We start from the raw sequence: 12,052 nt of genomic DNA, 5'->3' as shown, positions 1-12,052 counted from the left end.
AGCGTGACTACGTACCGCCTACGGCCACGTCTCGGACGGCCGGACCACGTCGAAGTGCAATCCGCTGGAACTCTCGCCGCCGCCGGGGTTCTTCTCGCGGCGGACCCACACGTGCCAGGAGCCGTCGAACCACCGCGCGAGCACCGGGCGGCGGGTGACCAGCGCGCCCTCCCTCGGCACTTCCTCCTCGTGCACCCAGTGATCGGTGTGCAGCAGGCGGCCGGACAGCTGCGAGTCCGGGTCCACGCCGGGCTGCAGCAGCGGCACGAGGGCGAACCGGATCGACGCCGCCGTCATGGCGTGCGGCACGAGCGGCAGCCAGTAGTCGGGCACGATGGTCTGCACCGCGTACGAACCGACCGGGTTGGGTGGCGGCCCCTGCGGTGCGCGCAGCCAGCGCGCCCTGCGGTCGACGAGTTCGCCCCGGGCATCGGTGAAGGACGTCTGGACGGCCCATGCGATATTGGCCAGTTCGTCGCGCGTGAGGGTCACCGATTCGAGCCGCTCGCCGACGGCGCCTTGCCCGGACGGCATGAGCAGCAGTCCGTCGGCGGCTCCGGTGACCGTGAACAGGTTCCAGTGGGGGTTGTCGCGCCCGGCGCGTTCGACGTTGTGCGTGGCGCCGAAGGTGTCGGTGACGATGATCGGCTTCAGCGCCGTCAGCGAACCGGCCGGCACTTCCAGCGGCACCAGGAACCAGTCGTTGCCGTAGACCTCGGCGAAGGCGATCATCAGCAGTCGGCCGGTGTCCAGCGCGGAGACGTCCGTCGCCCCGAAGTCCAGTTGGGCGTCTTCCATTTCCCAGAAGCGATCGGCCGGGATCCCTCCGAAACGCACCGTCGAGGGCACGACCTCGTGATGGAACGGCCTGACGGCTGCTGCTGCCGGTGCCGGTGAGGCAGCCGGGTCGAGATCGACACTGAACCAGTCCAGGCCGTCGCCGAGGTATTCCTCGGCATGGAAGACCCGGTCGCCGAAGGAGAAGTCCGTGCTGTGCTCGAAGCGGTGCGGATCGAAGGTGTCGAGGGCATCGGGCGTACCCGGTGCAGCGGGTGCTGTCGCGGGAGCGACCCCGTGCCACCAGTCGATCCACCGTTCGCCGACGGCGGCCAGGCCCGGCACCCGCAGCCCGTTGCCGTCCAGGTCCTTGGCTAGCTCGACCGCATCGGGGACCTTGGGCGCCAGCAGCGTGACGAGATTCGCCGGCCCGGCAGGCATCGGATCAAACGCGTATGCGGCCAGGACTTGCGGGAGTTTCGCCGTAAGGCCTGCCTGGTCCAGCAGCCGGACGAAATGCGCGCCGCCTTCCACCCGCAGGTATTCGTCCGGCCCGGCGCTGTCCTCCGACTCGACCAGTGCATCGAGGGGACCGGTCGTCGGGTCGTACGGAACCCAGGGTCGAGGACCCGCCGGTGCAGGCAGGTCCCCCTGGCCCGCCGGCCGCCATGCGGAGATGAGGGTGCTGTGCCCGTCGATCTGCGCGAGCACGGGCGAGCCGGCATCCTGGCCGGCGAATTCGCCGAACTGCCACTGCCGGGCGAGGGCCCATGCCGGATCGTGTACGCGGGCCGCCAACCCGGAGGCCACCTCGTGGGTACGCGAGAGCGGCTCCAGCCGGAACCGGAAGAATCCGTTGTGCTCAAACGCCGTCCGGGGCATCGGCTACTCCTCTGCCAGCTCGATCCAGAAGTCCTCCAGCATCGACGCCAGCGCCGTGCTGCCGAAGTCGCCCACCCGGGAGGCGGGGAGTATGTCGTCGACCAGCGGAAGATCGGCGAGGTCGACCGCGCGCATCTTGGCCAGCTCCAGGGTGTCGCGCACCACCAGTGCAAGTCCGTCCGCGGTCCAGCCGCGTACGGGATTGGGCGGCACGGCGATCAGGACGGCCTGCGGCGCCTTCGCGTCGGGCCGGTCGCAATGGAAGGCCACTCCGGTCAGCTCCGATTCCACCGGGACCGGGTCCTGGCCAGTCTTCGTCGCGGCCAGCGCATCGGCGCCGGGCAGCACCTCGGCCCACTCGTCGAAGACGATCCCCGCGATCGGCTTGCCGGCGGGCAGGTCGGCCGGTGTGTGGCAGACCAGGTGCCGGCGGGCCGGAGGCCGCTTCAGGGGGTCAAAGGTCCCGCCGATCCATGCGCCGCCCCGGGGCAGTTGCGACGCGGACAGCCGGCAGGGCCTGCCGGCGCGGGCGCCCGCCAGCAGCAGCGTCTCGTGCCAGGTCCGGACCGCCGGCCGGACCGTGCCGAAGCGGCGCACCCAGTCCGCCACGGCCGCGCCGGACGCACCGGTCGCCGAAGCGGGCAGAGCCACGCCGGGCAGCAGCGCGGTGAGCGGAAGGGCGGTGCCGAGCAGCTCGCCCAGCACGCGCGTCACGTTGGCCAGCCAGCCGGGGGCGGTCGCGTCCGCGGTAAGTGCCTTGAGGCGGGTCAGGTCGCCCTCGATGCTGAGGGTGTTCCGCAGCCCGGCGTCAGCGAGGCCAGCAACGAAGCCTGCAACCCGTCGCCGCACTTCCTCGACATTGGGGGTCGGCAGGTCGGGCTGGCCGGGCTGGTCGTCGAGTACGTGCGCCGGCAGTAGCGGGCCGGCGCCCGCCAGCAGGCCCTGGATCCGGCCGGCGACGGCCCGTAGCTCGTCCCAGCCCCGCGTGAACTCGACCTCGGCCGCCGAGATCTGGGACAGCTGACCGAGTCTGGCGTACAGCCTGCGGTGCGTGCTGCCGGCGGAATCCAGGACCAGTCCCAGCGCGCTGAACCCGATCCGTTCGAGCGTGAAGTCGAACTGCTTCGACACCGAGCCATCCTTGACCGCACCGGTCAGCTTCCATGCGGCGGCAGGCCCGAGGAGTCCCGCCGCCCAGGCGTCCACCCGCGGTTCGAGTGCGGAGAACAGGTCCGCACCCCACCCGGCAGGACGCGGCGGCTCGGCCGGCAGCACGGCCGCGATGCGGTGGGTGACGGCCCGCCCCCGGCGCGGGGTGCGCAGCACGTCGAACCGGTCCGGTACCTGCTGACCGCTGCCCAGGGAGTCGGCGGCCAGGCCTGCCCGCATGGGATTCCCGCCTACGAGCTGGTGCACGCTCTCGGCGAGCAGCAGGTCGCTCACCGCGTCGAGGGCGTCGACCAGATCGTTCAGCAGCGGAAGGACCAGCGGGTCGGCAGTCGGCAGCCGGCGCCTGGCCAGCAGCGTGTCCACCGTGCCGGCCGCGTGGGCCCGCGCGAGCGCGATGCCGTCGACGACGTTGCGCGCGGCGATCGCCTCGGAACTGCGCTTCCAGAGCTCGGGGTCGGGCTGCCCGGTTGCGGGCTCGGGGGCGACCGGTGCGGGGAACGTCCGCCGGAACTTGTCCTTCTCCCGGTCCAGCACCGCGTCGTGCAGAGCCCGCTCGAAGCGGTACCCGAGCAGCGCCCCCAGGTTCTGACCGCGCCGGACCCCGCCGAGCAGCCAGCGGGCGGTCCTGGCCCGCCGGGAGGTCAGGTCGACGGCGAGCGGCGAGAGCGCGCCGGCGGCGCGGGCCGGGGGCTGGGGCTGCCCGTCGACCGGCGGCGGAGCCTCGTCACGATGGGCCAGATAGCCGGACCGGAGCACGGCGGCGGTGGCCGCGTGGTGCAGCGAGGGGGCGTGCACGTACCCGTCGGACGGCTTCGCCGAACCGGGGTAGAGGTTCTCCACCCACCCGTACCCGCCGAGGCGGATGCCGGTGGTGCCAGCCGCCCGGGTCCCGCTGAGCCTCTTGGTGGCCAGGGAGGTCGCCCACGCGTCCCACCGGTGGGAGTAGACGTCGAGCAACTCGAAGGAGAGCGGCAGGAATTCACTCGCGGCCACTCCGGCGAGGGCTTGCAGATCGGCCGCCATCGCATCGGCCGCCGGCAGCCCCGGCTGTACGGAGGCGATGAGCTCGGCCGCGTCGGCCTCGGCCGTCGGCCCGCCCTGCCGTCGTGCGAAGACCAGCCGGTCGACAGTCTCGGGGATCATGAAGGCGATGTCCGTCTCGTCACCGAAGAAGCCGCCGCCACTATGGGTTTGGAAGACGTCCCGGCTCTCGCCGTTCAACATCAGCGGAACGAAATCGCTGGGCTTCTGCGCCGCCGTGTTGAAGCGGAAGCTCCCGAAGACGGTCGGCTTGCGGTCGGGGGAGGGGAAGCCCTCGCCGGTCAACGGCCACCGTGCCGCATACTGTTCGTCGGTCAGCTGGTTGCGGAGTACTGCTACGGCGTCCGTGAAATGTCGGTGGCTGGCGTCGAAGAGGCCTGGATATTTGTCGGCATTCGGTGCGAGGCGTTCCGGTACGAGGGAGTAGTTCGGCTCCGTGGTGTCGGAAGTCCAGGACAAGTTGCTGATCAGCTCGGACGGAATGGTCCATCGCAGCCCGGACCGGACGCCGGCAACCGCCACGGTGGGAGCGGGTGCGCGTTTACTGATGCCGTCCCACTTCTCGTGTCCGCCCCAGGAGGTCGTTTCGCGACGGATCACGAAGTCGTTCGACACCGGAAGCCTCGACAGGATGTCCGCGGCGATCCGGTCAGCCGGCGTGCCATCGGTCACGCGCGGAATCCAGCCCGGCGCGAGCGCGCCCCTCCAGTGATGGCGCAGCCGCTGCAGCCAGGGCAGGATCAGCGCGTCGGCGCCGTCGGGACGGTCCGGAACCCACTCGTCGACGGCCGTCACCGGGAGGAAACCGTACGGCTGCCGCCCGAGCCGGACGGTCGGCAGCGGTCCGCGGCTGCGGACGTGTTCGGCCAGATGAGCCCGTACCTCCTGCCACCGGGCGTTGGCCTGCTTGCGCGCCTCTTCGGATAGCGGGCTGCCGCTGTCGAGCATGAGCGATTCGATTTGGAACGCGAACGCCAGTGCCCACCAGCTCAACTGCGACAGCGCGGCGATGGGACTGTCGCCGTCGTGCCCGGCACCCGGGCACTCCGCGAGGAATGCCGCGTCGCCGGGTTCGGCGCCCGCTCCCGCCCCGGCTCCGAGCCCGAGTGCTCGTGCCAGGCGGGCGGCGTCGGTACGGTCTGCCGGCGCGGGCAGCGGGCCGGGCGGCATCGTTACCAGACGGGAAGACCACGCGCAACGGGTCTCCGGCGTGTTGTTCGTCGGCGTGCCGGGCGAGAGGAAGCCCAGTCCGTCGGTGAACGCGTGACTGTGCAGGTTTCGGAGCAGCCGTTGCGCCCCGGCTTCCGGCGGCAGGTCGCTGACCCCGATGACGAAGAGCTCGTCCAGGTGGTCGCATCCCGCGGGCAGGGCCAGTACGGCACCCATGCCGGTGGCCACCGCGGCGTCGAAGTCGATCGCCCACTGCGCATGCCCGTGGTCGGGCGCGGACTCGTCGGCGGCGAGCAGGCCGAGCGGAAGCGGGTCGGGGATGACCGTGCCGGTCTGGTCGACGACCGCCTGCCCGCCGACAAACCCGAGGAAGCGCCACTGGGCGGGCAGCGTGGACACCTCAGGAGCCCGCCTGCGTGCCGGATCCCGCAGCCGAGGGGCGGGCGCGCCGGGGCGTGTGGCACGCGTGGCCCACGCCGCGCGCGGTGCGGCCACCGTACGGAGCAGTGTCTGCCACGCCCGGTCGCCCGGATCGGCCCAGTAGGCGCGGGCCGCTTTGAGCTCGTGGGGAGTGAGAGCCGGCTCGAACGCGTCGACATGGATGTCGTCGGGGTAGACCCGCACCTTGATGCTGCGTTTGTCGGCGGCCCACTTCGTCTCGATGCGCACGGGCAGTAGTGCGATCGGCACGTTGGTCCGCTCGCCGAACAGGGGAGCCTCGGCGTCGAGCGCGGTGGTGAGCTGCTGAGCGGCGTCGTCGAGTTGGGTGCGCAGGACGGCGAGTTTTTCGCGCCGCTCGTCCTGGTTCTTCTCGGCCTCACGCACGAACGCGTGGACAGTGCCACCGAAGTTCGGATGATGCGTCGGGGCCCCCATGCGCTGCCACTCGTGAATCCTGCCCAGCGTCACCTCCCTGGCGTCCACGTCGATCACCTTGATGTCGTGCTCCAGGCGAGCCACGTCGAGCGCGCGACGCAGCGCGAACGGGCTTCCTCGGGGAGGCAGTGGCGCAGCCAGGGAAAGGACCAACGCGTCAGGCCCGTCGAGCCGCACGATCGTCCCGTCGACGCCGAGACTGAACTGGAAGTGAACGCCCGGCACTCCGACCGCCGTCAGCCCGTAGATTGCCGCCGGAATGAGCGTGACCTGATGGGCGGCGCTACGTGACAGGACACCGGCGGACCAGCCCAACAACTCCGGCATCAGATCATGCGGCAAAGCCCGCCCGTCCACGGTGACCGCGAAGCCGGAAATGGTCAGGGTGCGCCAGGAAGCCACGGCGAACCTGGAATACCGCGGATCCAGCACGACCCGCCCATCGGGTGTGACGGCGAAGTGGAAGTCTGCCATGCCCCTGGCGAGGGTGAACATGTATTGCTGGGAGGGCATGAGGGTCAGTTCGTGGACAGTGGCCCGCGACAGGGGTCCTGCAGTCCAGCCGAGCAGTTCGGGGTTGAGGTCGTGTGACAGTGCCCGTGCATCGATGATGACTTTGAATCCGTGGATGGTGAGCGTCCGGCCGGAGACTTCGGCGAAGCCGACGTGGTCGGGGTGGAGACTCACCTGGCCGTCGGGCGTCACGGTGAAACGGAAGTCCGCGAAGCCTCGCGCCAGGAGGAATCCGTAGCCCTCGGCAGGCAGGAGCGTCAGCTCGTGGGCCGTGCTCCTCGCGAACCGTGCCGCGCTGCCCTTGAGGAGTGCCTCCAGGTCATGCGACAGCGCCCGCCCGTCGAGCGTGACGGGGAAGCCGCGGAGAATCAGCGTGCTGGTGCCGCGTCCTCCGAGGAAGGCGTCGTTGGCGGCGTCGTACTCGACGAACCCCTCTTGCGTGACCTGGAATTCGAAGCTCGCCGGCTGGCCGGGGACCTGCTCGATGCCGTAGACCCCGGGGGCGAGGGAGAGCACCGGCGCGCCCGCGCCGTCGACGAGATCTGGGCCGTGACCTGAGACAGAAAACTTGGTGAAGGTCAGACCACTGCTGTCGATTCTGATCTCGGCCCTGTCGCTTCCCGTTTCTACCATCCCGCCGATCTGGAAATGTACGCCGTCATTCCCTGAGCCGCCCGTGAACCTCGGCTTCAGGGTGAACGCAATCGACCGGAAGAGCCCGTTGAGGCGCACGCTGCCGTCGGAATCAGTGAGCTCAGTCGACCCTATGTCTGGTTGGAACGCCTTTCCCATGACCTTGTTGCCGTTGACCTTGAACTCCTTCAACTCCGTGGCGTCGCCGCTGAGCCGGGTGACCTCCGTACCCACCGGAAGATCCAGAAATTCCAGGGTCGAGCCGAGCGATCCCAGATGAAAGACGGGATCCTTCACCTCGGCATCGAATTCCACTCTGAATGAACTCCCGCCCCTGAGACCGACGATTTCCATGAGGTCCGTGGCGGGCAGCGGCGGGGTGAAGGATGCCGTATGAAAGTGTGGGGACGTCCCGTTGAATGTGGCGGTGCCCAGGGGGGCCTCATCCGTGGCCACGGTGCGCTGCCCGGTGAGCGTCACCTGATGGCCGCCCAGGATTCCGATGGCCTCAGTCTTCTCGTCGTTGCAGAACGTCCAGTCGACGAACGCGAGCCGGAGTGTTGCCATTTTTCTCGGCCTTCCTGACGATCTGGCCAAATGCGCGGCTCCCGGGGCCTTACTCGACCTGGGCGGCGTCGTACTCGACGAACCCCTCATGCGTGACCTGGAATTCGAAGCTCACCGGCCGGCCGGGGACCTGCTCGACGCCGTACGCCGTAGACCCCGGGGGCGAGGAAGAGCACCGGCGCGCCCGCGCCGTCGACGAGATCTGGGCCGTGACCTGAGACAGAAAACTTGGTGAAGGTCAGACCACTGCTGTCAATTCTGATCTCGGCCATGTCGCTTTCCTGTGGCTCTGAACATCCTGGAAGACGTGCCGCCGACTGGGATGTCCCGACAACTCCGTGTCGCGCCAAAGGAAGGGGAGCACAGAGCCGGGGTTTGGGCGTTACACCCAGCCGAGGCGGTGACTGCAAGCGCCGATCTGCTCATGTTTTCACATTTCAGGATGTCACGGCGACCTCTGGTCGCAACACGGATCAATGCCGCCGAGCGCGGTGCACTCGGCTGTGCGAGCATCGAAGGTGGGGTTGCAAGGAGGTGTCCCATGCCACGGACCACCCAACCGCCGCCGGATGACTTCAGAAAGGATGCGGACGGGCCCGATTCCTGTGGAGCTCGAAGATTCACTGGATAGTGGAGTACGCATGGGTTCCCACGGCCCGCCGCCGTCAGACGAAGCCGCGTCACGGCATGTAGATTTCCTGTACCCGCCAGTCCCTCACTGGAGTGGGAACTCTGCAATAGCCCGGCAGATTCTGCGAGCGATCGCCGCGTCTGCGGGTCGTGTCAGGGAGACCGGCCTGGCTAACGTTGTGATACCTCAGCGGCGGCAGCAAGCGGGATGTCCACGTCACGACGAGGAATCACTCTTCATCGACACGTTTTCGGCGTACCTGTGGGCACTGGACCCCGCGGGAGGTGGATCGGGTACTTCGCCGGGCCGGGCAAAGAGCCCACCCGACGAGGCGTCAGAATATCAACAAGATCGACGTGCACTTCGCGTTCCTCGAGCAGCGGTACGCCGACGAGTCCTGCACCGTTTCGGCGCGACTGTGGCGTCGTCGATTGATCCGAAGTCCGAGCATCGAACAAGTGGACGGTCGCCCTGCGACGCCCCGCGCAGCGGCCACTTAGACCGTGTCCTATGTGGTGAGGCGAGCGAGTCGTTTGTAGCAGCAGAGGGCGGCGGCGAGGCCGAGAAAGGCCAGGTAGTTGCGGGGATGGCGTTCGTAGCGGTGGTTGAGTCTGCGGTAACCGGTCAGCCAGGACATGGTCCGCTCGATGACCCATCTGCGGCGGCCTAACCGCTCGCTGGACTCGATGCCCTTGCGGGCGATGCGTACGCCGATGTGCTTGCCCCATAGCCATTTCCGCAGGTGAGGCACGTCGTACGCCTTGTCCGCATGCAGGCGCTGGGGCTTGAAGTGTCGGCCGCGGTGGGGGTCGTGTCTCGTTTGGTGACCCATGATCATGGGCTTCAGTGCGAGGCTGTCGTGGGTGTTGGCCGCGGAGAGGCCGACGATGAGGGGCAGTCCGTTCGCGTCCGACAGGACGTGCATCTTGGAACCCGGCTTGCCCCTGTCCACGGGGCTCGGACCTGTGAGTTCGCCCCTTTTTTAGCCCTGACGTGGGCGGAGTCGAGCACTGCCCGGGAGAGGTCGAGGAGGCCGGCGTCGTCCAAGCGGTGCAGGATCTCCTCGTGGAGACGGCCCCAGACACCGGCTCTCGACCAGATCAGGAACCTGCGGTGGGCCGTCGACTTCGATATCCCGAAGCACGGCGGTAACGCCCGCCAGGCACAACCGCTGACCAGCACGTAGATGATCGCGGCGAACAGCGTCTCATCAGGCGTGTCCTGCGTCCCGCCGCCCTGCGGCCGCACCTTTGACGGCGGGATCAGCGGCTCCGCGATCTCCCACAGCCCGTCCGGAACAATCCAACTCCACGTACCCTGCCCCATGACGAGCTCAACGAGCCAGCCCCACATAGGACACGGTCTTAGGGCTTGCCGGGAATCAACACGTCGGTTTGATCTTGTTTTTGTCGAGGTCGAGGAATCTCGCGATGTCAGTCGGCGTGCGGAAGCGGGCGGTCGAGGCAGGGATGTGAACTCCGTGGGCTTCCAGGAGCGGGCGGACTTCTTTCGCCGCGCGGCTGATGGTCATGGCGGTGGTGTTGAAGAGCTGGCCCAGGAGGTCCATGGCGCCTGGGCGCGGTTCCGCAACGACGCGAAGCTGTCGGTGACCTACGTTTCCTACCCGGACAAGCCGACCTCGTACGGGGTGCGGCAAGGAACGACCGGGCGGGCCTGCAACACCTCCGCATCGGCTTTCGTCACCAGTGCCACCGCGCCGAAGATGCTGGCCACGGTGCAGTCCGCGGACGGCTCCGGCGCGCAACTGCGGGCCATGTTCGAGGTATGGAAGGCCGACGGTTCCAGCCGCGCTTGGTCCGCGGCCTCACCGGGCAGCGCCTGGGTGGCCGACAACGCTTCCCGTGACGCGACCTCCAGCACGCTGCCGGCGCAGACCGATTACCGTATGCGGGTCAAGACGCAGGCGTACTACATGACGGACCGCGGCGCCACGGGTGTCCTGGATTCCGCATGGTCGTCCTGGTGCTACTTCCGGGTCGACACCGACTCTCCGCCGCCCCCAGTCATATCCAGCACGGACGGCGTGTACAAGCCGGCCGAGACCGATCCGGCCGCAGGTGGGGTGGGCACCGCAGGCAAGTTCACCTTCACCCCCGCCGACACCAACTCCGCCATAGCCGGTATCCAGTCGGACGTCGTCAGCTACAAGTGGAAACTGAACAGCGGCGCTGTCTCATCCCCGATCAACGTGGCCAAGGGTGCGGCTACCACCCTGACCATCGCACCGAACCAGGCTGGTGAGAACACACTCCAGGTCTGGGGCTACGACGCGGCCGCACACAGCTCACGCACCGGCTATTACAGCTTCCTCGTCAAGGGAGCGGAGAAGCCCACAGGGATCTGGCACCTGGATGACACCCTCGCCGACTCCACCACCGCCACCCAGCACCCCCTGACTTCCTCCGGCACCACCTGGGACGCTCGGGCGCGCAGCGGGGCTGGCGCGGCGCAGTTCAACGGCACCAGCGCCTACCTCTCCACCCCTGGTGCGGTACTGGACACCACCAAGTCCTTCACCGTCTCGGCCTGGGCACGTCTGGAGAACAAGGACACCAACTACACCGTTCTGTCCCAGGCGGGCACGAATGCCTCCGGGCTCCAGCTGTACTACTCCACCTCGTACGACGCCTGGGTCTTCAACCGCCACCAGACCGACGAAGCCGCCCCGGAGATCAGCCGCTCGCTCAGCACCCACCCGCCGGTACTCAAGGTGTGGACGCACCTGGCCGGCGTGTACGACGCTGCAGCGCAGACAGTCCAGCTCTACGTCAACGGCACTCCGCAGGGCAACCCGGTCGCCTTCACAACCCCCTGGAAGGCATCGGGCGGCCTGCAGGTCGGACGGCGCTGGTCCACCTCGTACGGAGCGATAACCGGCAAGGAGAACTTCGCCGGCACCATCGATGAGGTGAAGGTCTGGTCCCGTGCGCTCGCGGACACCGAGGTCACGCACGATGCCTGGCTGGAGGACGAGGACCTCAGCGACGGCACCTCGGGCGATCCAGTTCCCGCCCTGGTGGCCAAATGGGACGCCACCGACATGACCAACGCGACTGGCAGCACAGTCAACGACACCAGCGGCTTCGCCCGGAACCTGACACTCAACGGAGCCACGCTCACTCAGCTCACCACCGGCGACCCGGACATCGGCGAAGAGGTCACCACCACGCAGACAATGACGCTGAACGGCACCAGCGCCTACGCCACCGCAACCGGCCCGGTCGTCGATGACTCCGGTTCGTTCACCGCCACCGCATGGGTGACGCTCGACCCCGCCAAGCTCGCCGACACCACCAAGTCGTACGCGGTGCAGGTGTTCGGCCAGTCAGGAACGAGCCAGTCCTCCTGGGGCGTCTGGTACGAACAACCAGCCGGCAGCACTCAAGGGCTGTGGACCTTCGGCCGCCCCAGCAAGGACGGCACCGGTGCGGTCTGGACCGAAAGTGAGTCCACCCCACTTACCACCGCCGCACTGGGCGTCCCGGTCATGCTGACGGTGGTCTATGACGCGCAGGCGGGCGCCGACCCCGACGACACCTCCAAGCTCGGCGGGCTCAAGCTCTACGTCGACAGCGCCCTGATGGGCGACGAGGAAGGCCTGCCGTACTCGGCACCGTGGCAGGGCGGCGGAGCGTTCGAGATCGGCCGGGCGAAGATCAACGGCGCTGCCGCGCGGTACTTCCCCGGGACGATCGACAGCGTCCGTGTCTGGGCCGGAGCCACCTCCACCGGCACGATCGCCATCAGGCGCAACACCGAGCAGTAGAAGCA

Annotated in this window: 5 protein-coding genes; 2 read left to right on the top strand and 3 right to left on the bottom strand. The window is 68.5% G+C overall.

Annotation, left to right across the window (positions count from 1 at the left end):
- Nucleotides 1-18 precede the first annotated feature (18 nt).
- Nucleotides 19-1,659: a hypothetical protein gene (locus OG538_RS00100; RefSeq protein WP_406088857.1), complete on the bottom strand. Its 1,641-nt coding sequence runs from the start codon at nucleotides 1,657-1,659 to the stop codon at nucleotides 19-21.
- 3 nt (nucleotides 1,660-1,662) lie between these two features.
- Nucleotides 1,663-7,629, bottom strand: a complete 5,967-nt coding sequence (locus tag OG538_RS00095; protein WP_406088855.1) for a hypothetical protein — start codon at nucleotides 7,627-7,629, stop codon at nucleotides 1,663-1,665.
- Between the two features lie 92 nt (nucleotides 7,630-7,721).
- On the opposite strand from OG538_RS00095, the gene OG538_RS00090 reads away from it, so the two are divergent.
- The gene (locus OG538_RS00090; protein WP_406088853.1) at nucleotides 7,722-7,847 is read left to right on the top strand and encodes a hypothetical protein; all 126 of its coding nucleotides are present in this window, start codon (nucleotides 7,722-7,724) and stop codon (nucleotides 7,845-7,847) included.
- Between the two features lie 921 nt (nucleotides 7,848-8,768).
- Here OG538_RS00090 and OG538_RS00085 read toward each other — a convergent pair.
- A protein-coding gene (locus tag OG538_RS00085) for an IS5 family transposase (protein WP_406088851.1) occupies nucleotides 8,769-9,586 on the bottom strand; the annotation gives its coding sequence in 2 pieces (ribosomal slippage) (nucleotides 8,769-9,238 and nucleotides 9,238-9,586; 819 coding nt in all).
- A gap of 154 nt (nucleotides 9,587-9,740) precedes the next feature.
- Between OG538_RS00085 and OG538_RS00080 the strand changes: the two genes are divergently transcribed.
- A complete protein-coding gene (locus OG538_RS00080; RefSeq protein ID WP_406088849.1) occupies nucleotides 9,741-12,047 on the top strand; it encodes a LamG domain-containing protein in 2,307 nt (768 codons plus the stop codon).
- Nucleotides 12,048-12,052 lie beyond the last annotated feature (5 nt).

The sequence above is a fragment of the Streptomyces sp. NBC_01013 genome, from assembly GCF_045162765.1.
GTDB lineage: Bacteria > Actinomycetota > Actinomycetes > Streptomycetales > Streptomycetaceae > Streptomyces.
Note: the sequence above shows the minus strand (reverse complement) of the source record. Positions and strands in the feature narration are given on the sequence as shown.